The 21,782-nt window shown below is 74.0% G+C and carries 15 protein-coding genes; 6 read left to right on the top strand and 9 right to left on the bottom strand.

Annotated features, from left to right (window positions below; all coding sequences use genetic code 11):
• Window positions 1-133 precede the first annotated feature (133 nt).
• From DDQ41_RS09570 to DDQ41_RS09550, 5 genes are all read right to left on the bottom strand, one after another.
• A complete protein-coding gene (locus DDQ41_RS09570) occupies window positions 134-1,081 on the bottom strand; it encodes a carbohydrate ABC transporter permease (RefSeq protein ID WP_245990786.1) in 948 nt (315 codons plus the stop codon).
• A complete protein-coding gene (locus DDQ41_RS09565; RefSeq protein ID WP_109294109.1) occupies window positions 1,078-2,439 on the bottom strand; it encodes a carbohydrate ABC transporter permease in 1,362 nt (453 codons plus the stop codon). Before DDQ41_RS09565 ends, DDQ41_RS09570 begins: the two co-directional genes overlap by 4 nt.
• A 6-nt stretch (window positions 2,440-2,445) precedes the next feature.
• Window positions 2,446-3,771: an ABC transporter substrate-binding protein gene (locus DDQ41_RS09560; protein ID WP_245990789.1), complete on the bottom strand. Its 1,326-nt coding sequence runs from the start codon at window positions 3,769-3,771 to the stop codon at window positions 2,446-2,448.
• A gap of 150 nt (window positions 3,772-3,921) precedes the next feature.
• Window positions 3,922-5,592 (bottom strand): glycoside hydrolase family 13 protein, encoded by a 1,671-nt coding sequence (locus DDQ41_RS09555; protein ID WP_109294107.1) that lies wholly within the window; start codon window positions 5,590-5,592, stop codon window positions 3,922-3,924.
• Between the two features lie 214 nt (window positions 5,593-5,806).
• On the bottom strand, window positions 5,807-7,081 hold the full coding sequence (locus DDQ41_RS09550; protein ID WP_109297644.1) for an ABC transporter substrate-binding protein: 1,275 nt from the start codon (window positions 7,079-7,081) through the stop codon (window positions 5,807-5,809).
• A gap of 178 nt (window positions 7,082-7,259) precedes the next feature.
• Here DDQ41_RS09550 and DDQ41_RS09545 point away from each other — a divergent pair, with 178 nt between their 5' ends.
• The 3 genes from DDQ41_RS09545 to DDQ41_RS09535 are packed head-to-tail and all read left to right on the top strand — an operon-like array spanning window position 7,260 to window position 10,839.
• Window positions 7,260-7,775, top strand: a complete 516-nt coding sequence (locus tag DDQ41_RS09545; RefSeq protein ID WP_109294106.1) for a PadR family transcriptional regulator — start codon at window positions 7,260-7,262, stop codon at window positions 7,773-7,775.
• Complete coding sequence (locus DDQ41_RS09540; protein ID WP_109294105.1) at window positions 7,772-8,542, top strand: ABC transporter ATP-binding protein; 771 nt, start codon at window positions 7,772-7,774, stop codon at window positions 8,540-8,542. Before DDQ41_RS09545 ends, DDQ41_RS09540 begins: the two co-directional genes overlap by 4 nt.
• Before the next feature lie 2 nt (window positions 8,543-8,544).
• On the top strand, window positions 8,545-10,839 hold the full coding sequence (locus DDQ41_RS09535; RefSeq protein WP_109294104.1) for an ABC transporter permease: 2,295 nt from the start codon (window positions 8,545-8,547) through the stop codon (window positions 10,837-10,839).
• Between the two features lie 51 nt (window positions 10,840-10,890).
• On the opposite strand, the gene DDQ41_RS09530 is transcribed toward DDQ41_RS09535, so the two are convergent.
• A complete protein-coding gene (locus tag DDQ41_RS09530; RefSeq protein WP_109294103.1) occupies window positions 10,891-11,370 on the bottom strand; it encodes a CGNR zinc finger domain-containing protein in 480 nt (159 codons plus the stop codon).
• Between the two features lie 120 nt (window positions 11,371-11,490).
• On the opposite strand from DDQ41_RS09530, the gene DDQ41_RS09525 reads away from it, so the two are divergent.
• Entirely contained in the window at window positions 11,491-12,357 is an 867-nt protein-coding gene (locus DDQ41_RS09525) for an alpha/beta fold hydrolase (protein WP_109294102.1), read from the top strand.
• Window positions 12,358-12,451: 94 nt separating this feature from the next.
• Here DDQ41_RS09525 and DDQ41_RS09520 read toward each other — a convergent pair whose 3' ends face one another.
• From DDQ41_RS09520 to DDQ41_RS09510, 3 genes are all read right to left on the bottom strand, one after another.
• On the bottom strand, window positions 12,452-15,166 hold the full coding sequence (locus DDQ41_RS09520; RefSeq protein ID WP_109294101.1) for a SpoIIE family protein phosphatase/ATP-binding protein: 2,715 nt from the start codon (window positions 15,164-15,166) through the stop codon (window positions 12,452-12,454).
• Window positions 15,167-15,333: 167 nt separating this feature from the next.
• The gene (locus DDQ41_RS09515) at window positions 15,334-16,032 is read right to left on the bottom strand and encodes a hypothetical protein (protein WP_109294100.1); all 699 of its coding nucleotides are present in this window, start codon (window positions 16,030-16,032) and stop codon (window positions 15,334-15,336) included.
• On the bottom strand, window positions 16,029-17,723 hold the full coding sequence (locus tag DDQ41_RS09510; RefSeq protein ID WP_109294099.1) for a serine/threonine-protein kinase: 1,695 nt from the start codon (window positions 17,721-17,723) through the stop codon (window positions 16,029-16,031). Before DDQ41_RS09510 ends, DDQ41_RS09515 begins: the two co-directional genes overlap by 4 nt.
• A 1,120-nt stretch (window positions 17,724-18,843) precedes the next feature.
• Here DDQ41_RS09510 and DDQ41_RS09505 point away from each other — a divergent pair.
• Together DDQ41_RS09505 and DDQ41_RS09500 are read left to right on the top strand one after the other, a co-directional pair.
• Window positions 18,844-20,550, top strand: a complete 1,707-nt coding sequence (locus DDQ41_RS09505; RefSeq protein ID WP_109294098.1) for an enoyl-CoA hydratase-related protein — start codon at window positions 18,844-18,846, stop codon at window positions 20,548-20,550.
• A 55-nt stretch (window positions 20,551-20,605) separates the two neighbouring features.
• The gene (locus tag DDQ41_RS09500; RefSeq protein WP_109294097.1) at window positions 20,606-21,700 is read left to right on the top strand and encodes an NADH-quinone oxidoreductase subunit B family protein; all 1,095 of its coding nucleotides are present in this window, start codon (window positions 20,606-20,608) and stop codon (window positions 21,698-21,700) included.
• Window positions 21,701-21,782: the final 82 nt, after the last annotated feature.

The following is a 21,782-nucleotide window of genomic DNA, read 5'->3' as shown; positions in this document are numbered from 1 at the left end:
TCACACCGGCGGCCGGGCACCGCGGGCCGGGCCGGCGGGCGTGCGGCACGCGCCACGGCCGTGCGGAGACCGGCGGGCCCGGCCGGCCGCCGTACGCCGCGCGTACGGCTACCGGCCGGGCCCGAACGGCCGCTCACTTGACCGAGCCGGCCATGACCCCCTGGACGAAGTGCCGCTGGAAGGCGAAGAACACCACCACCGGCACGACGAGGGACAGGAAGGCGCCCGGTGCCAGTACGTCGATGTTGCTGCCGAACTGCCGTACCTGGGACTGGAGGGCCACCGTGAGCGGTTGCGACGAGCTGTCCGCGAAGAGCAGTGCCACGAGCATGTCGTTCCACACCCACAGGAACTGGAAGATGGCCAGACTCGCGATCGCCGGACGGCCCACCGGCAGCACCAGCCGGGTGAAGATGCGCCACTCGCTGCCGCCGTCCATCCGCGCCGCCTCCAGCATCTCGCGGGGGATGTCCGCGAAGTAGTTGCGGAGCAGGAAGACGGCGAAGGGCAGCCCGTAGGCCACGTGGAACAGCACGACACCCGGAATCGTGCCGAACAGCCCGAGCTGGCCGAAGAGCTTGGCGACCGGCAGCAGTCCCACCTGGACCGGCACCACCAGCAGCGCCACCACGAGCAGGAAGATCCAGTCCCGGCCCGGGAACTCCAGCCAGGCGAAGGCGTATCCGGCGAGCGCCGCGAGGACGATGACCAGGGCGGTCGTCGGCACCGAGATCAGCACGGTGTTCCAGAACGCCTGGGTGATCCCGGCGTTGCCGAGCAGTTCCGTGTAGTTGTCGAACGACAGCTGCCCGGGGCCGGCCAGGGCGGTCCACCAGCCGCTGCCCGCGTTGTCCTGGGCGGAGCGCAGGGAGGACAGCAGCAGACCCGCGAGCGGGGTGATCCAGACCAGGCCGACCACCACCAGGAGTGCCTGGACCGCGCCGTTGCCGAGCCAGCGGCCGAGCCGGCTGCCGGATCCGGCCCGTGCCGCCGCGCTCGGGGCGGCCGGCGCCTTCGCGGCGGCCGGGTCGGTGGCGGCGCCGCTCGCGGGACCGGTGGCGGGGTCGGTGGCGGCGCTCATGACTGGCTCCTGCGGAAGCGGCGGACGTTGAAGACCATGGCGGGGACCACCAGCAGCAGGAGCAGGACGCCGAGCGCGCTGCCGAGCCCCTGGTCGTTGCCGCCGCCGAAGGACACCAGCCACATCTGGGTCGCCAGTACCGTGGCGTCCTGCTGCACCGGCCCGGGCGCGATGATGTAGACGAGGTCGAAGACCTTCATCACGTTGATCACCAGCGTCACGAAGACCACGGTCAGGATCGGCGCGAGCAGCGGGACGGTGATCCTGCGGAAGACCTGCCACTCGTTGGCCCCGTCGATCCGGGCCGCCTCCAGCGCGTCGCGCGGCAGCGCGGACAGTCCCGCGCCGATCAGGACCATCGCGAACCCGGTCCAGATCCACAGGTACGCGCCGATGATGGCCGGGGTGACCAGCGCGGGCCCGAGCCAGGAGATCCCCTCGTAGGGCGGTGCGAAGTTCTCCGCGGGCAGCCGCACCGCGTAGGAGCCCGCCGCCAGGTCCCGGAAGGCGAAGGAGCCGTCCGCCGCGGTGGTGGCGGTGGCGGCGGTCCTGCCGTCCCGGACGGCCTCGACCGTCATCCCCGGCAGCCCGCTCTCGGTCCGGTCGAGCTTGCCCCGCTCACCGCCTCCGCCCGGGGTGAAGTCCAGGTAGACCACGCCGGACAGGGCGTCGGCGCCGGCCTTCCCCGCCGCCCCGTACGCCGGGCGGGCGTCCTCGGGGAGGTCGGCGGGCTTCACCCCCACGAGCCCGAGTGCGAGGGTGTCCCCCGGTGAGGCGGACCCGGTCGTGATGTAGGACCCGTCGGGCGCCTTGGCCAGGCCCTCGCCGTCCCGGGCGCGTGCGGTCGGGTACGACGACGAGTCCGCGAAGACGTCGTGCACCCCGACCACGGCCGCGTTGAGCACGCCCTTGTCCGGGTCCTCCTCGTAGGCGAGGCGGAAGATGATGCCGGCGGCGAGGAAGGACACGGCCATCGGCATGAACAGCAGCAGCTTGAACGCCGTGGCCCAGCGGACCTTCTCCACCAGGACGGCCAGGACCAGCCCCAGCCCGGTGAGCAGCGTCGGTGCGACGACGACCCAGACGGCGCTGTTGCGCACGGCCGTGAGCGTGGCCGGGTCGCGGAACATCTCGGTGTAGTTGCCGGCGCCGACGAACCGGGTGCCGGAGGCGTCGAAGAGGCTGCGCCCCACCGAGAACAGCACCGGATAGACCACCAGGGCGCCGAGCAGCAGCAGCGCCGGCAGCACGAAGGCCAGGGCGACGAGGCGCCGTCGCCGCCTGGCGCGGTGCCGCGGGTCGGCGGCCCGGGGCCGCCCCGCGGACGGGGCGGCGCCGGGTGTGGTGACTGCGGTCATGGTCCGTCAGCCCTTGTACGCCTTGGCCGCGGCGTCCTCGAGACGGGCCGCGGTGGCCTTCGGGTCCGACGGGTCGCGCAGGAAGTCCTGGAGCAGCTTCCACTCGCCCGCGCCCTTGGTGCCGCCGAAGGCCGCGGGGGCCTGGTCGGACATGTCGAAGCGGACGGAGTCGCCGGCGTCGATCAGCGACTCGGCCGTCTCGCGGGTGGTGTCGTCGCCGTAGGCGGCCAGGTCGAGCTTCTTGTTGGGGGAGAGGAAGCCGCCCGCCCCGGCCCAGACGGCCGCCGCCTCCGGGGTCGCCAGGTACTCCAGGAACGCCATCGCGGCCTTCTGGTTCTTGCCGTCCTCGAGTACGACCGCCGCGTCGCCGCCGCTGACGACCGGCGCCTTGCCGCCGTCGACCGCGGGGAAGGGGAAGAAGTCGGCGTCCTCGCCGATCTTCCTGCCGAACTGGTCCTTGGCGACACCGGCGACGAAGTCGCCCTCGTACACCATGCCCGCCTCGGGGTCGGGGCCGAAGACCTTCTCGACCGAGCCGGGGAAGTCGGTGGCGAGTGCGCCCTTCTGGCCGCCGGCGATCAGCTCCTTGTCGGAGAACAGCTCGCCCAGGGTGGTGAGCGCGGCCACCACGCTGGGGTCGGTCCACTTCAGCGTGTGGGCGGCGAGCCGGTCGTACTTCTCCGGGCCGGCCTGGGAGAGGTAGATGTTCTCGAACCAGTCGGTGAGTGTCCAGCCGTCCTCGCCGGCGACGGCGAAGGCGGGCAGGCCCGAGTCGGAGACGGCCCGTCCGGCCTTGAGCATGTCCGCGTACGTGGTGGGCGGCTCGACGCCCGCCTGGTCCAGCGCGGCCGGGCTGTACCAGACCGTCGACTTGTGGGCGGCCTTGAAGTACAGGCCGTACAGCGACCCGTCGACGCTGCCGTAGTTCTTCCACACCGGCGCGAAGTCGGCGTCGACGGACTTCTCGGCGGTCTTCGACAGCGGGGTGAGCCAGCCGCTCTTCGCGAACTGCTGGAGCACCCCGACCTGCGGGACCATCACCACGTCGGGTGCGTTGCCGCCCTCGATCTTGCTGCCGACGACGGTGGAGACGTTGTCGCCGGTGGAGACGAACTGCGTCCTGGCGCCGGTCTTCTCGGTGAAGGCGTCCAGCACCTTCTGGAAGTTCTTCTGCTCGGCGCCGGACCAGACGGCCGCGACCGTGATCGTCTGGCCGTCGAGGGACCCGCCGCCGCCTCCGGACGGGGTCACGGGGTCGCCGCCGCAGGCGGTCGCGCCGAGGGCGAGGGCCAGGGCGGTGCATCCGGCGAGCATCGTGCGTCGTGGGTTCATGCCGGGACTTCCTTTACCGGTCGGGGAATCGGACGGAGCGTCGAAGGGGTTGCGGGGCGGGTGCGGCCTGGGGGCGGGTGCGGCCGGACGTGAACGGCCGCGAGCGGCCCAGGCGTTCGAGGGGGCGTGATCGGGCGCGGACGGCGGGGGTCACTCGGTGCTCCCGTCGCCGATCCACCAGGCGGCGGTCGATCCCGGCAGCGCCCCGGTCGGACAGGGGCCGCTGGACAGCAGCGGCGCACCGGGGACGGGGGCCGGTACGGGGGCCGTGCCGAAGTTGACGGCGCACACCAGCCCGTCCCCCCGGACGAAGGCGAGCACGTCGGGCGGGGAGTCGAGCCAGCGCAGGCTGCCCTCGCCGAGCTGCGGCAGACCGCGGCGCAGTTGGAGCCCGTCGCGGTAGAGGTGCCAGAAGGAGCGGGTGTCGGCGAGCGCGCGGTCGGTGGCGTGCCGGGCGAACCAGCCGGGTTGCGGCAGCCAGGGCTTGGCTCCCTCGGCGCCGGAGGTGAATCCGAACGGCGAGGCGTGGCCGGACCACGGCAGCGGTACCCGGCATCCGTCGCGGATCCTCGCCCGGCTGCCGGTGCGGCGGAAGATCGGGTCGGTGAGCACCTCGTCGGGCAGGTCGACGACCTCGGGCAGGCCCAGCTCCTCGCCCTGGTAGATGTAGGCGGCGCCGGGGAGCGCCAGCATCAGCAGCGCGGCGGCCCGGGCGCGGGCCGAACCGAGCCCGCTGGACTCGGTGCCGCACTCCCCGTACCGGGTCACGGTGCGGACCTGGTCGTGGTTGTTGAGCACCCAGGTGACGGTGGAACCGGTGCCCGCGATGTCCTGCATCGCCTCGGAGACGACCTTGCGGAACGCGGCGGCGTCCCAGGGCGCGCTCAGCAGGTCGAAGAAGAAGGCCTGGTGGAGCTCGTCCGGCCGGACGTAGCGGGCGTGCTCGCGCGCGGTCGGCACGGACACCTCGCCGACCAGCAGACGCTCCCGGCCGTCGCGGTCGGTGTACTCCTCGCACACCGACCGCCAGTGGCGCCACACGTCGTGTACCTCGGGCTGGTTCCAGGCGAGGGGGTTGACGGAGTCGCGGGTGCGCGCGTCGGCCTCCGGATCGGGGGAGTCGGGCAGCTCCGGGTGCTTGAACAGGCCGGCGGCGACATCGATGCGGAAGCCGTCGACGCCCCGGTCCAGCCAGAAGCGCAGCACCTGCTCGAAGTGGGCGCCGGTCTCGGGGGCGCGCCAGTTCAGGTCGGGCTGCTCGGGCGTGAACATGTGCAGGTACCACTGGCCGGGGCTGCCGTCCGCCTCGGTCACCCGGCTCCACGCCGGGCCGCCGAACATCGCGTGCCAGTTGTTGGGGGGCACGTCACCGCCGGGGCCGCGGCCCTCGGCGAAGTGGAACCGGGCGCGGGCCGCGCTTCCCGGGCCGGCGGCGAGGGCCGCGCGGAACCAGGCGTGCTCGCTGGAGCAGTGGTTGGGGACGATGTCGAGCAGCACCCTGATGCCCAGCCGGTGCGCCGCGGTGATCAGCAGCTCGAACTCGGCCAGGTCGCCGTACACCGGGTCCACGTCGCAGTAGTCGGCGACGTCGTAGCCGTGGTCGTGCTGGGGCGAGGGGTAGAAGGGGCTCAGCCATATGCCGTCGACGCCGAGCTTCTTCAGGTACGGCAGTCCGGCGCGCACTCCGGCGAGGTCGCCGATCCCGTCGCCCGTGCTGTCCAGGAAGCTGCGGACGTACACCTGGTAGATCACCGCGTCGCGCCACCAGCGGTGCGGGAGGCGGTGCGGGAGGCCGTGGCCGGCCGTGGCTGTGAGCGTCACCCGTTGACCTGTTTCTCCGTGAAGGGTGCCCGCGACCAGAAGGTCGCGGTTATGTATGCATGTTAAGTAGCTGGGTCGAGAGGGTGTCAACGGTTGTGCAGGAATGCGAGGAGAGTTGCCGGAAATGCCGGAAATCACCGCGCCGTTCGCGGTCAGGATGATGTGATGCCGTTACCTAACAGGTAAGTGAGTGGCAGGAGGGGCGTGCCGGGCATCAGCCCCGGCGGGTGACCGCCGACAGCTCACGGGCGAGCCGGCGCGCCGACTCGCCGGGTTCCCGGTGCTGCGCCATCACGTCGTGCACGACGGCCTGCACGACCAGGCTCACCTGCTCGTAGCGCGCGCTCTTGGGCCGGGCGGCCGCGGACAGCACACTGGCCCGCAGGGTGGGGAGATAGGGGAACCGCCGGATCAGTCCGGGATCCCGGTACAGCTCCGCCCGCACCGGCGGCAGCGCGCCCTCGGTGAGCACCATGCGCTGCACGGGCGCGCTGGTGAGGTAGGCGATCAGGTCGCTCGCCGACTCCGGGTGCCGGGCGCGGGCGCTGACCGCGAGGTTGGACCCGCCGAGCACACTGGTCCCCGGCCCGTCGGGTCCGGGCAGCGGCACCGCGCCGAACTTCCCCGCCACCCGCGAGTCCGCACCGGACGCCCCGGCGTACGCGTAGGGCCAGTTGCGCAGGAAGAGCAGCCGGCCGTCCTGGAAGGCCTGCCGGGACTCCTCCTCCTTGTAGGTCAGCGCCTCCCTGGGGATCCAGCCGTCGCGCACCCCGCGGGCGAGGAAGCCGAGACCGGTGCGGACCTCGGGGGAGTCCGCGGCGACCCGCCCGTCGTCGCCGAGGATGGAGCCCCCGGCCGAGTACACCGCCTCCGTCGCGTTGACGGTGAGGCCCTCGTACGGCAGGAACTGCCCCGCGTAGCCGCCGAGCCCGTGCCGGGGCGCGAGCGTCCGCGCCTGGCGCTCCAGCTCCGCCCAGGTGCGCGGCGGGGTCTCGCCCGCCCGGTCGAGGACGTCCTTGCGGTAGTAGAGCATCGCGGCGTTCGTGACATACGGCACGGCGTACAGCCGTCCGCCGTACCTCGCCGTGTCCAGCACCGGCGGCAGGAAGCTGTCGACCGGGAACCGGTCCGCCTCCAGCGGGGCGATCCAGCCCGCGGCGGCGAACTCCGAGGTCCACGCCACGTCCATGTTGAGGATGTCGTACCGGCCGTCGCCGGAGCGCAGGCCCGTGGCCAGCTGCGCCCGCGCCTCGTCCGCCGCGTCCGGCAGCTCGACCAGGGTGACCCGCTCGTCCGGATGGCCGCGGTTCCAGCCCTCCAGCAGCGGGCCCAGGTAGCCGGTGAGGTCGCCGGCGGTGGCCAGCGTCATCGGGCCGCGCCCGCCGCCCCGGGCGGAGCCCGGGTCCGCCCCGGCGCCCGCCGAGACGTGTCCCGCGAGCACCACCGCCGCGACCAGGAGCCCCCTGCCGGCGGCACGTATCCACCGCATGGGTTCCTCCCGCGCACCGGCGCGGTCCACGTCGACCGCGTCCAGGGCATGTATACCCGTTAGGCATGGGCGATACTAGGGCCCGTATCGGATGACGAGAGCGATCCGGGCCACACCGCGGGACGGCGGCGGACCGCCCTCGGCCTGCTGGCGGACAACGGGGAGGAGGGGAGCGCGCGTGCGTCTGCCCCTGCTGGCCCTGCTGTCCCGGGGGCCCGCGCACGGCTACGAACTCAAGCAGGACCTTGAGCAACTGCTGGGCGCCGCGTACCCTCAGCCGAACGTCGGCCAGATCTATGTGACGCTCGGGCGCCTGGAGAAGTCGGGACTGATCGAGGGCGAGGAGGTCGCCCAGTCCAGCCGGCCCAACAAGAGGATCTACCGCCTCACCGACGCCGGGACGGAGGCGCTGCGCGCCTGGTTCGAGGAGACGGCGGACGAGCCGCGGGTGCGGGACGAGTTCTTCATGAAGCTCGCCCTCGCCCCGAGGACCGGGCTCGCCGACCAGATCGCCCTCATCAACAAGCAGCGACGCGAGTACCTGAACACCATGCGCAACCTGTCGAAGCTGTCCGCGACCGAGGACCGGGACAACCGCATCGCCCAGCTCCTGATCGAGGGGGCCATGCTGCACCTGCAGGCCGACCTCGACTGGCTGGAGCGCTGCCAGGAGGAGCTGGAGGGGCTGGAATGAGCCGCACCGCCGACCCGGACGACGCCTCCGGCACCCCGCTCCTGCGCGCCGAGGGCCTCGTCAAGACCCACTACGGAGAGGGCGCCCCGGCCCATGCCGTGCGCGGGGTGGACCTGTCCGTGCGCCACGGGGAGTTCGTCGCCGTCACGGGCCCTTCCGGGGCCGGCAAGTCGACCCTGCTGCACCTGCTCGGCGGGCTGCAGCGCCCCGACGGCGGAAGCATCCTGCTCGACGGCGAGCGCACCGACTCCTACAGCGAGGCCCGGTGGGCGACGGAGCGGCGGCGCCGGATCGGCATCGTCTTCCAGTTCTTCAACCTGGTGTCCAACCTCACGGTCGCCGACAACGTCGAACTGCCCGCCCTGCTCGCCGGCACCGGCGCCCGCCAGGCACGGGCCGAGCGCGAGAAGCTGCTGGCCGAGCTGGGACTGGAGGGCAAGGCCCGCAGCATGCCGGGCGAGCTGTCCGGCGGCGAGCAGCAGCGGGTCGCACTGGCCCGCGCCCTGGTCAACCACCCCCGGCTGCTGCTGGCCGACGAGCCGGCCGGCAGCCTCGACAGCAAGGGCACCCGCGAGGTCATGCGCCTGCTGTCCCGCTTCCACCAGCGCGGCCAGACCATCCTGCTCGTCACCCACGACGCGCGGCTCGCCAGCGCCGCCGACCGGGTCGTCAGCTTCTTCGACGGCCGCATAGCCGACGACGCCGAACTGGGCGGCGCTCCTGCCCGGGGCACCGGACTGTCCGGCGTCCTCGAACTGAGGGACTGACCGTGCGGGCAACCCTGCGCTGGGCGCACGCCGATCTGCGCACCCACCGGGGCGAGGCGCTGTTCCTCGTCTCCGCCACCGCGGGCATCGTCGCGGCACTGCTGCTCGCGGCCGCGCTCTTCGGCTACGCGACCAACCCCTGGCAGCGGGTCTTCGCGCAGTCCCACGGAGCCCACGTCTGGATCAGCACCGGGCCCACCGCCGACCCCGGCCGGCTCGCCGCCCTCGACGGGGTGCGGGCCGTGTCCGGCCCCTTCCCCACCTCCAGGGCGACCGTGGCCTCGCCCGGCGCCCGGGCGTCCGTCGAGCTCCGCGGCGCCGGAGCCGAACCCCCCGCCACCGGCCGCCCCCTGGTCACCTCCGGCCGCTGGCTCACCCCCGCGACGCCCGACGGCGTCGTCCTGGAGAGCAGCCTCGCCCGCGCGCTCGTCTCCGGCCCCGGAGACAGCCTCGCCCTCCCCGGCACCGGCCGCACCCTCACCGTCGTCGGCGTCGCCGAGAGCGCCGAACCGCGCTACCGCCCCGGCGAGCGCCCCGGGATCGCCTGGGCCCTGCCCGCCCGGGTGCATGCCGCCGGTGAGAGGCCCGGACAGGTCGTGGGTCTGCTGCTCGCCGACCCGGAGGACACCGACTACGCCGTCCAGCGCGCCGTCACCGTGCTCGGCGCCGGGGCGGTCACCGACGTGTCCAACTGGAAGCAGGCCCGCTCGGAGGCCCAGGGGGACACCCGGCTGCTCGGCCAGGTCCTCGGGCTCTTCGGGCTGGGCGCGCTGCTCGCCGCCGCGCTCGCCGTCTACGGCGCCATCAGCACCCGGGTCCGCGGCCACCTCAGGGACATCTCCGTACTCAAGGCCATCGGCTTCACCCCCGGACAGGTGGTGCGCGTCTTCCTGGTGCAGCACCTGGCCTTCGCGGTGCTCGGCGCCCTGGTCGCCACGGTGCTGATCGAGACCCTGGGCAGCGCCCTGCCCGGCCGGCTCGGCGAAGCGGTCGGCGTCTGGCAGGGGCTGCCGGGGCACACCGCCGCACTGCCGGCCGTACCCGTCGCCGCGGTGCTGTTCATCGCGGCCACCACCGGACTCGCCGCCTGGCGGGCCGGCCGGGTGCCACCGGTGCCCGTGCTCCCTGCCGGGAGGGCCCCGGGCGGCGGGCTGTCCGGCCCCGCCCGGAGGGCTCTCGGGCTCGGGCTGCCCCCGGCCCTCGTCCTCGGCTGGCACCGGGCCTTCGCCCGCGGACCGCAGACCCCCGCCACCGTCGTCCGGCTGGCCCTGCCGCTGCTGCTGATCACCGTGGCGCTGAGCGCATGGACCACCATCGCGCGCTTCGACAGCGAACCGCAGCACCTGGGACTGCCCTCGGCCCTGACCGCCCGCGCCGGCGGCGGCCTCACCGCCCCCGAGGCGGCGGCGCTCCTCGACGGCCACCCGCAGGTCGTGGCCGCCCACCCGGGCGTCGAGGCGGCGGCACTCGTACCCGGCCAGACCGGCACGATCGCGCTGCGCGGCCTGGGCACCCGCGAGCGGCCGTACCCGTTCACCGTCGTCGAGGGCCGTGCCGCCGACGGTCCCGACGAGGCGGTGGCCGGGCAGGGCCTGCTCGATCTGCTCGGAGTCGAGGTCGGGGACTGGGTGCGGATGACCGTCGGGGGCCATCCCCAGATCCTGCACATCGTGGGCCGCAGCATCGAACCGGAGAACGGCGGACGGACCATCTCCACCTCGCTCGACACCCTCCGCGAGAACGATCCCGCCCTGCGATCGACCCTCTACCAGCTCCAGCTGCGGCCGGGAGCCGACCCGGCCGGGGTGCGCGCCGAACTGACCGAGGCCTCGCAGGGTCGGCTCGACATCCACGAGGTCACCAGCCCGGCCGACCGGCTCTCCACGATGCGGGGCGTCGTCGCCGGCCTCATCGCCGTGCTCGCCCTGATCGGTCTCACGGAGCTGTCCACCGCGATCGGCGGGAGTGTGCGGGACGGCGAGCGCGACCTGCTCGCCCTGAAGGCGATCGGGCTGTCGCCCCGCCAGATCACCGCGGTCACCGTGACCGCGGTCGGCTGCACCGCGCTGGCCGCCGCGGTGGCGGGCGCGGGCCTCGGGGTCCCGCTGGCGCGGTGGCTGATCGACACCGAGGGCCGCTCCAGCGGCATCGGCGCCGGTATCGCGCAGGCCCCGTCGGCGCTGCACCTGGTGCTGCTCGCGGCCGCCGCGGTCCTCGGCGCGATCGCGCTGGCGGCGCTGCCCGCGGCCCGTGCCGCGCGCCGCCGGCTGGTGGACACCCTCGGCGCGGTGGCCTGAGCCCCGCCCTCCGCAGCCGGCCGCCCCGCTCGGCGGTCCTCGGCCGAGGCGTCAGCGGGTGCGTGCGTAGTGGCGGCGCGCCTTCTCCCGGTTGCCGCAGACGGCCATCGAGCACCAGCGGGCGCGGTTGGCGCGACTGCGGTCCAGCAGGAACAGCCGGCACTCGTCGTTGGCGCAGGGGCGCAGCCGGCCGGGCAGCTGCTGCTCGGCGCCGGCCCAGGCGAGGACCATCTCGACGGCCAGCCGGGCGTGCGGGGGTGTCCTGAGCGTCCACCGAAGGCCGTCCGAGGCGATCTCCGGGATCTGGTGGACCCCGTCCAGAAGCGGCCTCAGCACGGCGGGTGGGCTTTCTCCCCGCACGACGTCCCGCAGGGCGTCCCGTGCCTCGCGCAGCAGCTCCAGCTCCGCTCGGCTGCCCTGGCCGCCGTGCTCCCGTGCCCAGCGGGCGCCGCCGGCCGGGTCGCCGAGCGCGTCCTGCTCCTCGCCGTTCACCAGCGGCCTGCTGTTGAGCAGGTCCAACAGCGCGTCCATCGGTCGCCACTCCTCTCCGGCCGGACCGATTCTCACTACATCGAGTCACTTGACAGGTTAGATCATCGCATGTTCGTCTGAGATGAAACTAACCGTCTCAACCGCTTGAAGGGGTTAGACATGCCCTCGGTGCACCACCGGACCGCCACCGTCGGCGGCCATCGGATCTTCTATCGCGAGGCCGGTCCGGCCGACGCCCCCGCGATCGTCCTGCTGCACGGCTACCCGACCAGTTCGTTCATGTTCCGCGGACTCATCCCCCTGCTCGCCGACGACTACCGCGTCATCGCGCCGGACCATCTCGGCTTCGGCCACTCCGACGCGCCGCTCGCGCGGGAGTTCGACTACACCTTCGACGCCCTCGCCGGACTCACGTCCGAACTGCTCGATCAACTGGGCCTTGACCGCTACGCCCTGTACGTCCAGGACTACGGCGCCCCCATCGGATGGCGCCTCGCGCTCCGGCACCCCGAACGCATCTCCGCCCTCGTCACCCAGAACGGCAACGGCTACGAGGACGGCTTCGTCGAGTCCTTCTGGGCCGACGTCTGGGCGTACGGGGCGAACCCCGGACCCGGCACCGAAGCCGCCGTCCGCACCGCGCTGGGGCTCGACGCCATCCGCCGGCAGTACGTGCACGGCGTGCCCGACCCGAGTCTGGTGAGCCCGGACACCTGGCAGCACGACTTCTCCCGCGTCTCCCGAGAGGGCAACGACGAGGTCCAGCTCGCGCTGTTCCGCGACTACCGGAACAACCGCCCGCTCTACCCGCCGCTGCACGACTTCCTGCGCACCAGCGGCGTTCCGGTGCTCGCCGTGTGGGGCCGCAACGACGAGATCTTCGGCCCGGCGGGCGCGCTGGCCTTCACCCGCGACGCCGTGGACGCCGAGGTGCACCTCGTCGACGGCGGTCATTTCCTGCTGGAGAGCCACCTGGACGTCGTCGCGGGCTACCTGCGCGGCTTCCTGGGGCGGGTATGGGGATGAACGGCGCCGGGACACCGGAGGCGGCGCCCCGGCAGGCCACCGCACCGGTCTCCGCACCGGTCCCCGCACCGGCGGGCGGCGGCCGCGGACCCCCTCAGAGCAGCTCGGTGTCGAAGACCCGCAGCAGGGACTCCTCGTCGGCACCCCTGCCCGGCGTGCCGCCCGGCGGCGGCTGCTCGGCCCAGATGATCTTGCCTTCGGACGTGTACCGAGTGCCCCACCGCTCGGACAGCTGGGCCACCAGGAACAGCCCGCGCCCGCCCTCGTCCGTCGTCGCGGCATACCGGAGGTGCGGCGAGGTACTGCTGCCGTCGGTGACCTCGCAGGTGAGGCCCTGGTCGTACAGCAGCCGCACCCGGATGGGCTGGATGCCGTAGCGGATCGCGTTCGTGAGCAGCTCGCTGAGGATCAGCTCGGTGCCGAACGCCATCTCCTCCAGCTCCCACTCCGCCAGCTTCGCGACGGCGGCCGCGCGCATCCCGGCGACCGCGCTCGGATCGGACGGCACGTCCCACTCGGCCACCCGGTCCGGGCCGAGGGCGCGGGTACGGGCGATGAGCAGCGCCACGTCGTCCTTCGGGCGGGCCGGCAGCAGCGCCTCCAGGACCCCCCGGCACATCTGCTCCGGCGTCCCGTCCGTGTGTGCGAGGGCACTGCGCAGCATCTCGATGCCGACGTCGATGTCGCGGCTGCGGTCCTCGATGAGCCCGTCCGTGTAGAACACGAGCCGGGTGCCCTCGGGGATCTCGAGCACCTCGCTCTCGAACGGCATGCCACCGAGCCCGAGCGGCGGACCGGCGGGGAGTTCCGGGAACTCGACGCTGCCGTCCGGGCGGACGAGCGCCGGCAGCGGATGCCCGGCCCGGGCCATCGTGCACTGCCGCGATACCGGGTCGTAGATCGCGTAAAGGCAGGTGGCTCCGGTCATCGCCGGCCCGTCGGGACTGCCGCCGGGACCCATCTCGTCCTGGTCGATCCGGCCGACCAGATCGTCGAGGTGGCCCAGGAGCTCGTCGGGGGGAAGGTCGAGCGTGGAGAAGTTGTGCACCGCGGTCCGCAGCCGCCCCATCGTCGCCGCCGCGTGCAGCCCGTGCCCCACCACGTCGCCGACGACCAGGGCCACCCGGCTGCCCGGCAGCGGGATCACGTCGAACCAGTCGCCGCCAACCCCCGACTGGGCCGGCAGATAGCGGTGTGCCACCTCGACGGCGCTGTGCTCCGGCAGCACCCTCGGCAGCAGGCTGCGCTGGAGCGTCACGGCCAGCGCGTGCTCGCGCGTGTACCGGCGGGCGTTGTCCACGGACACCGCGGCCCGGGCGACCAGCTCCTCGGCGAGGGACAGATCGTCGTCCTCGAAGGGACCCGGCTTCTCCGAGCGCCAGAAGTTGGCGACCCCCAGGACGACACCGCGGGCCTGGAGCGGCACGGTGATGAGCGAGTGGATGCCGTACTCGACGATCGCCTTCGTCCGCTCGGGGTCCTGCGCGCGCCAGCCCAGCGCCCTGGACAGGTCCGGTACCACCTCGGCCCGCCCGGTACCCATCCCGCGCGCCTGCGGCGTGGAGGGCAGGAACGCGATCTGCCTGCCGCGTTCGTAGAGCGGGTGGTCGTCGCGGATGCCGCTGACGGCGATGCGGCGCATGTCGCCCGCGGATCCGTTCGGCTCCTCCCCGTCGAGCACGGGGCGCGCGAGGTCGACGGTGACGTAGTCCGCGAAGGAGGGGACCGCGACCCCGGCCAGTTCCTCGGCCGTCCTCATCACGTCCAGCGTCGTGCCGATGCCCACACCGGCGTCGTACAGCAGCTGGAGCCGCTTGCGCGCCACCTCCGCCCGCCCCGTCAGCGCCTGCAACTCGGTGGAGTCGCGGATCGTCGCCACGGTGCCCAGCGGACCGCTGGGGCCGTCGGTGGAACGCTGGTTGACCACCAGCAGCCGGTCCCCGGCCGTGAGCACCTCGTCCGTGGCCGGCTTCCCCGAGGCCAGCAGCTCGGCCGTGGACGGCTCCAGACCGGACAGCCCGCGCACGGGCCGCCCCTCTGAGTCGGGGCCCAGACCGAGCAGCCGGCGGGCCTCGTCGTTGGCGAGCAGGAGGGTGCCGTCCCCGCCGACGATCACGACGCCTTCCCGAACCGCGTGGAGGACGGCGTCATGGTGCTCGTACATACGCGTCATCTCGACCGGGCCGAGGCCGCGGGTCTGGCGCTTCAGGCGCCTGGTGGCCATGGCCGTGCCCGCGGTCGCCAGGGCGAGACCGGCGGCTCCCGCGCCCAGGATGACCGGCAGCTGCCGGTTCACCGCGCCCGTCACGTTCCGGACGGTCAGACCGGCCGAGACCAGCGCCTCCACCTTGCCGTCCGGGCCGTTGACCGGGACGACCGCCTGCACCTCCTTGCCGAGGGGGCCGTCCACGCTCTCCAGCAGCACCTCGCCCCGCAGGGACGGTTCTATGGTGCCGACGAAGCGGTTCCCGATCCGCTCCGGCAGCGGGTGGGTGTAGCGGATTCCGTTGGTGTCCATGACGACGATGAAGTCGACACCGGCGCGCTTCCGCGCCTCCTCGGTGATCGGCTGGAGGACGGCGGAGGGATCGGGCGACTCCAGGGCGGCGAGCAGGCCGGGGGAGTGGGCGAACGCCTCGGCGACGGCGACGGAACGGTTGCGGGCCTCGCGGTCCGCGTCGTGCCGGGTCTGCAGGAACAGCGCGAGGATCGTGCCGAGGACGAGCAGGACGACGACCGCCACCTGGAGGACGAATACCTGCCCGGCGACGCTCTTGGGGCGCTTGCCGATCAGTTGCCGCACCGACACGCCCCGCAATCGGTCGACAGGCCTGATCACGCTGTCCTTTCTAGCACCGCTTGGCCCCCTCGGGCCATACGCGTCCCATAAGGTGTGCGGCCCGATGTCCCACAGGGCGCGTCGTACCGGGCCCCGACGGGGCGAGCGGTCGGGCCGCGGACGTGCGGAGAAGCGGTTCAGCCGCAGGAGTAGGTGAACTCCGCCGACGCGTCGTGCCCGGACGGCGGGCTCAGACGCAGCCAGGCACGGGCCCGGTAGGCGCCCTCACCGCGGAACGTCCACAGCAGACGCAGCGTGGCCCGCTCCTGCCCGCGTGCCAGCCGCTCCGTCAGCTCCTCGGACCCGGTGCCGTCGTTGCGCACCCAGCGGTACGTCAGGGTGCCCGGCCTGCCGTCGGTGCGCACCACGGCCGTGACGACGGCGGTGCCGTCGCAGCCCGGGCCGGCCGGATCGGTGTCCACCGTGACTCCCCGGACCGCGGGGCCGGGTCCGTAGCGCTGCCAGCCGAGCAGGAGGAGGACCGCGAGCAGGATGGCCGCCGCCGGGGCGTAGCGGAGTGGTCCGGGCTGCCGTGGCGCTCCGGTGGCGGCCTGCCCCGCGGCGGCGCCGGGCAGCGTGCCCGAGCGCCATACCGCGCTCGTCCCGTCCCGCTGGTACCTCTCCCGGGCGGCAGCCGTGACTCCGGGGCCGAAGCGCAGCACCGTGCCCTCGACCGCGTCCGGGGGCGTGTCGGGCAGCTCGGACCAGTGACTCGCCAGGGCGGTGGCGCTGTAGTCCCCGTCCGGCGGTGGGCCGTGCCCCGCGCCGCCGGGAGACGGCGAGGGAGCGGGGGAGGGCGGCGACGGGTCGCGGGAGGGGAGGTGCGGGCCGTTCATCCGATCGTGCACCTCCTGGTAAGGATCTCCTGGCGCGAGCCGCCGTTCCCGGAGCCGGGCGGTGCGGCCGCCGTGAGCCGCCAGTAGCAGGCCTTCGAGTTCCGGAACACGTGCCGGACGACGAGCGTGTACCGGGTCGCGCCGCTGCGCTCGATGCCGCCGGGGGCACCGTCCGGGGTGCCGGGGCCGCCCTTGGCCGCGGCGGTCGCCCACTCCAGGGCGATGCGCACGGGCCCGGCGCCGTCCGTGACGACCTCGACGGTCGCCTCGGCGGTTTCCGTACCCGTCTGCCGCAGCGACTCGATCGACACGGACGTCACCGCCCCCGCCGGCGGCTCCGTCGGCTCCGGGGCCGGCGGGCGGCCGGAGGCGCCCGGAGGGGCCGTCGAGGGCCCGGTGGGCGGGGCGGCGGGGCCGGACGGGCTGCCGGTCGCCGCGGGCGGAGCCTGGGACGGCGAGGCCGAGGGGAAGCCCGACGAGCCCGACGAGGAGGGGGAGGAAGGAGAGGAGGGGGAGGAAGTGGAGGAGGCGGAGGAGGTGGAGGAAGGGGAGGCGGAGCCGGCGGTCGGCGGTGGTGCGGCGGAAGGGGGGCCGTCGGCCGCGTCCGGTGCGGAGGGGCCCGCGCTGGTCGTGGCGACCGCCTCCGCCACCGTGCCGCCGGGACTCCCGCCGGCCGGCCGCGCCGCGATCACCAGCAGCAGCCCCAGGACGAGCGCGAGCGACGCGGCGAGGAGACCCCGCGGGTCCGGCCGGAGCCACCCGGACCGGCGGCCGCGCCCCAGCGAGGTGGACGCCCGCGCCGAGACGGAGACGGGCGGGGCGGCCGCCGACGGGAACAGCAGCGGCAGCAGTGCCGCCAGCGCCGCGAGTTCACCCCTGCCGCGCTCCTCCCAGTCGGGCCCGGCGGCAGCGCACGCGGCCGACTCCAGTTCCGCGACGAACGCCTCCGCGGTCTCCGGCCGTTCCCGGGGCGCCTTCGCCATCCCGCGCACCACCAGCGGGCGCAGCTCCGCCGGAACCCCCTCGACGGGTACGGGCGCGCTGGTGTGCTGGAGGGCGAGTTCCGCGAAGTTCTCGCCGGAGTACGGCCTGCGACCGGTGACGCACTCGAAGAACGTCGCCGTCGCCGCGTACACGTCGGCGGCGGGCGAGGCCGGTCCGCCGCTCCACTGCTCCGGCGCCATGTACGAGGGCGTGCCCGCGACCCCTGGCGTGCTGCCCCGGCCCGCGGCGATGCCGAAGTCGACGAGCTTCGACGAGCCGTCCGGCGCGACGAGCACGTTCTCCGGCTTGTAGTCGCGGTGCACGACGCCCGCCCGGTGCGCCGCCGCGAGCCCCAGCAGGGACCCCTTGAGCACCACGAGGGCCGGTGCCACGCCGGTCGCCCCCTCCCTGGCCAGCAGGGCGCGCAGCGGTATCCCGTCGACCAGCTCCATGACGATGGCCGCGCCGCCGGGGCACTCGACGTACTCGTACAGCCGGACCACGTGCGGGGTGTCCAGCCCGCTCAGCAGCCGTGCCTCCGCGCGGAAGGCGCGGACGAAGGCGGTGTCCCGGCGCAGCCGTTCGGCGAGGTACTTGACCGCGACCGGCGTGCCGGTGGCGTCGTGGACGGCGAGCACCACCCGTCCGCTGCCGCCCGAACCGATTTCCCGGGACTCGGTGTATCCCGGGACCGTCCATGCGCTCATCCCACCCCCTCGGCGGACGCGGCCGAAGTCCACGGCCGGCCGCGCGCGCCGTCCTCCCCACGGGGGACACCTGAACGGCACCGTACGGTTCCCGCCGGCACGCGGCCGGAACCGGTCGACGGCCAGGTGAACGCCCACCGCCGGGAGCCGGGTACGGGCACGACGGTGTGCAACGCTCCGCGTCCCGGCGGCCCGGCCCGCGAGCCGGCGACCGGTCGCGCGCCCGTCGTCCGGACCGGCGAACTCACCGTCCGGGTGCGCGAGCCCGGCTGCCCGGGCCCGTCGTCGGCGCCTGTCGTCCGGCCCGTCGTCCGGCTGCCCGGGCCCGTCGTCGGCGCCTGTCGTCGGTGCCTGTCGTCCGGCTGCCCGGGTTCGTCGTCGGCGCCTGTCGTCGGTGCCTGTCGTCCGGCTGCCCGGGTTCGTCGTCGGCGCCTGTCGTCCGGCCCGTCGTCCGGCTGCCCGGGTTCGTCGTCGGCCCCTGTCGTCCGGCCCGTCGTCGGCGCCTGTCGTCCGGCCCGTCGTCCGGCCCGTCATCCGAGCTGGCCGTCCGCACCCGTCGTCCGTGTCGGCCGTCCGCACCCGTCGTCCGCACCGTCGTCCGCACCCGGTCCTCCGGCCCGCGAGCCGGCGACCGGTCGCGCGCCCGTCGTCCGGACCGGCGAACTCACCGTCCGGGTGCGCGAGCCCGGCTGCCCGGGTCCGTCGTCGGCGCCTGTCGTCCGGCCCGTCGTCCGGCTGCCCGGGTCCGTCGTCGGCCCCTGTCGTCCGGCCTGTCGTCCGGGCCCGTCATCCGAGCTGGCCGTCCGCACCCGTCGTCCGCACCGTCGTCCGCACCCGGTCCGGCAGACCCCGGCCGCGTCCCGGACCGGGAGGCCGCGGAACCGCCCGCTCCGCAGCGCTGTACCGCGTTCCGAGCGCCGCCGATCGGTCCCGCACGGGGTCGCTTTCGAGTGACCCCGCGGCTCCGTACCGGGTGCGGGGCCCCGCCGTGCCGGAGCATCGCAGTCGGCCGGACTCCCCGCCGGCCCTGGGGCGCGCCCGCGGAGTCCCGCCTGGCCCTCCGGGCAGGCGGCGCCGCCGCGCGGCACGGCCCAGCCGCCGGATCCGGTGGAAGGCCGTCATGCGCATCCTCCTCGTCGCCAGTGCCTACAACAGCCTCACCCAGCGCGTCCACGCGGAGCTGAGGGACCGGGGCCACACCGTCGCCGTCGAGCGCACCCCGGACGGGGACGCCGTGCGCGAGGCGGTCCGGCGGCACGAGCCGGCCCTCGTGCTCGCGCCCCTGCTGAAGGCGGTCATCCCGGCCGACGTCTGGACCCGGCACACCTGCCTCGTCGTCCACCCCGGCCCGGTGGGCGACCGAGGCCCGTCGTCCCTGGACTACGCGGTCCAGGAGGACGCCGGGGTCTGGGGCGTCACCGTCCTGCAGGCCGACGGGGAGATGGACGCCGGAGACGTCTGGGCGGCGGCGAACGTCGCCCTCCCACCGCTCGCCAAGAGCGACCTCTACCGCGGCGAGGTCTCCGACGCCGCCGTCACCGCCGTCCTCCTCGCCGTCGACCGCTTCGCCTCCGGTACCCATGTGCCCCGGCCGCAGAGCGCCGGGGGCGGCCGGGTGTGCGCCAGGCCGTACGTCCGCCAGGAGTTCCGGCGGATCTCCTGGGAGGACGACTCCACCGAGACCGTGCTGCGCAAGCTGCGTGCCGCGGACTCCCAGCCGGGGGTGCTCGACGAACTGCTCGACGGCGAGTGGTTCCTCCACGGCGGGCACCCGGAGGACCGGCTGCGCGGCCGCCCCGGCGAACTGCTCGCCACCAGGGCGGGAGCCCTGTGCCGGGCCACCGCGGACGGTGCCGTGTGGATCCCCGAGCTGCGCCCCCGCCGCGACGCCGGGGGGCGGTCCTTCAAGCTGCCCGCCACCCTGGCGCTGGGGCGGCTGCTGCCGCCGCTGACCGATCTCCCCGCGCCCCTCTGCCTCGGCGGCCACCGCCGGACCTGGAGCGACATCCGCTACCGGGAGGAGGGGCCCGTCGGGGTGCTGTCGTTCTCCTTCCCCGGCGGCGCGATGAGCACCGACCACTGCCGGCGGCTGCTCGACGCCTACCGGGTGGCCTGCTCCCGGCCCACCTCGGTGCTGGTGCTCGGGGCGGCCCGGGACTTCTTCTCCAACGGCATCCACCTCAACGTCATCGAGGCGGCCGCCGACCCCGCGGCCGAGTCCTGGGCGAACATCACCGCGATGGACGATCTCGTGGAGGCCGTGCTGACCACCACGGACCGGCTCGTCGTGGCAGCCGTGGGCGGCAACGCGGCCGCGGGCGGGGTGATGCTGGCGCTGGCCGCCGACGAGGTCTGGTGCCGCGCGGGAGCGGTCCTCAATCCCCACTACCGGCTCATGGGCCTGTACGGCTCGGAGTACTGGACGTACTCTCTGCCCCGCCGCGTGGGCGGTCCCATGGCCGAACGCCTCACCTCCCAGGCCCTGCCGCTGACCGCGACCGCGGCCCTCCGCCAGGGCCTGGTCGAGCGGGTCGTCGAATGCGGTCCGGAGGAGTTCCCGGGCGAGGTCGCCCGGATGGCGGCACGCCTGGCCCCCAATCCCTCGACCCAGTCCCGGATCGCGGCCAAGAAGGCCGTGCGGGAGCGCGACGAGGCCGTGCGGCCCCTGGCCGCGTACCGCGAGGACGAGCTGGCCCGGATGCGGCGGACGTTCTCGGACCCGGCCGCGCCCTACCACCGGCTGCGGCGGGCCTTCGTACGGAAGGAGCCCGCGGCGGGCGCCCGGCCGGAGGAGGCCTCGGTGGCAGCGGCAACGGCCACCTGTTAGCAAGGGACGAAAGCCCGAGAAGGATCTTCTGTCGCATATCCCCGGGAGATGCCCCATGGATGCAGGAACGCCGACCGCGGCCGACGCCGCGGCCTCGTCCGACGCGGCCACCGCCGAGGACAAGCCGATCCATATCCTCTGGATCAACGCCGGACTGAGCTGCGACGGGGACTCGGTCGCGCTGACCGCGGCCATGCAGCCGAGCATCGAGGAGATCGTCCTCGGTGCCCTGCCGGGGCTGCCGAAGATCCAGGTCCACTGGCCGCTGATCGACTTCGAGTGCGGTCCGGTGGGCGGTGCCGACACCTTCATCGAGTGGTTCTTCAAGGGGGAGCGCGGGGAGATCGACCCCTTCGTGCTGGTCGTCGAGGGCTCCGTGCCCAATGAGTCGATCAAGCAGGAGGGCTACTGGTGCGGCTTCGGCGACGACCCCGAGACCGGCCAGCCCATCACCACCAGCGAGTGGATCGACCGGCTGGCGCCCAACGCCCTCGCCGTGGTGGCGATCGGCACCTGCGCCACCTACGGCGGCATCCACGCCATGGCGGGCAACCCCACCGGTGCCATGGGCGTGCCCGACTACCTCGGCTGGGACTGGAAGTCCAGGGCGGGCATCCCGATCGTGTGCGTCCCGGGCTGCCCGATCCAGCCGGACAACTTCGCGGAGACCCTCACGTATCTGCTGTACCAGGCGGCCGGCTCCGCACCGATGATCCCGCTCGACGACAAGCTCCGTCCCACCTGGCTGTTCGGCCAGACCGTCCACGAGGGCTGCGACCGGGCGGGCTACTACGAGCAGGGCCAGTTCGCCGGGACGTACGACTCGCCCGAGTGCCTGGTGAAGATCGGCTGCTGGGGGCCCGTCGTCAAGTGCAACGTGCCCAAGCGCGGCTGGATGAACGGGATCGGCGGCTGCCCCAACGTGGGGGGCATCTGCATCGCCTGCACCATGCCCGGCTTCCCCGACAAGTTCATGCCGTTCATGGACGAGCCGCCCGGCGGAAAGCTCTCCAGCACCGCCAGCGGCGCCTACGGCGCCGTGGTCCGCAGGCTCCGCGACATCACCGCCAAGGCCGTGGACAAGGAGCCCAAGTGGCGCCGTCCGGGTGACCGGATCACCACCGGCTACCGGCCCCCGTGGCCCATGTGAACCCGCTCCGGGGCCCCGGCACCCCCTCCTGCTCGACGACCTGACGACCTGACGACGTGACGACGTGACGACGTGACGACGT

Source organism: Streptomyces spongiicola, assembly GCF_003122365.1.
GTDB lineage: Bacteria > Actinomycetota > Actinomycetes > Streptomycetales > Streptomycetaceae > Streptomyces > Streptomyces spongiicola.
Note: the sequence above shows the minus strand (reverse complement) of the source record. Positions and strands in the feature narration are given on the sequence as shown.

Bases quoted from the DNA above. Each gene is read 5' to 3' on its own strand.
- DDQ41_RS09525 (WP_109294102.1), top strand. From the start codon at position 11,491: ATGCCCTCGGTGCACCACCGGACCGCCACCGTCGGCGGCCATCGGATC.
- DDQ41_RS09570 (WP_245990786.1), bottom strand. From the start codon at position 1,081: ATGAGCGCCGCCACCGACCCCGCCACCGGTCCCGCGAGCGGCGCCGCC.
- DDQ41_RS09540 (WP_109294105.1), top strand. From the start codon at position 7,772: ATGAGCCGCACCGCCGACCCGGACGACGCCTCCGGCACCCCGCTCCTG.
- DDQ41_RS09530 (WP_109294103.1), bottom strand. From the start codon at position 11,370: ATGGACGCGCTGTTGGACCTGCTCAACAGCAGGCCGCTGGTGAACGGC.
- DDQ41_RS09505 (WP_109294098.1), top strand. From the start codon at position 18,844: ATGCGCATCCTCCTCGTCGCCAGTGCCTACAACAGCCTCACCCAGCGC.
- DDQ41_RS09560 (WP_245990789.1), bottom strand. From the start codon at position 3,771: ATGAACCCACGACGCACGATGCTCGCCGGATGCACCGCCCTGGCCCTC.
- DDQ41_RS09550 (WP_109297644.1), bottom strand. From the start codon at position 7,081: ATGCGGTGGATACGTGCCGCCGGCAGGGGGCTCCTGGTCGCGGCGGTG.
- DDQ41_RS09500 (WP_109294097.1), top strand. From the start codon at position 20,606: ATGGATGCAGGAACGCCGACCGCGGCCGACGCCGCGGCCTCGTCCGAC.
- DDQ41_RS09515 (WP_109294100.1), bottom strand. From the start codon at position 16,032: ATGAACGGCCCGCACCTCCCCTCCCGCGACCCGTCGCCGCCCTCCCCC.
- DDQ41_RS09565 (WP_109294109.1), bottom strand. From the start codon at position 2,439: ATGACCGCAGTCACCACACCCGGCGCCGCCCCGTCCGCGGGGCGGCCC.
- DDQ41_RS09510 (WP_109294099.1), bottom strand. From the start codon at position 17,723: ATGAGCGCATGGACGGTCCCGGGATACACCGAGTCCCGGGAAATCGGT.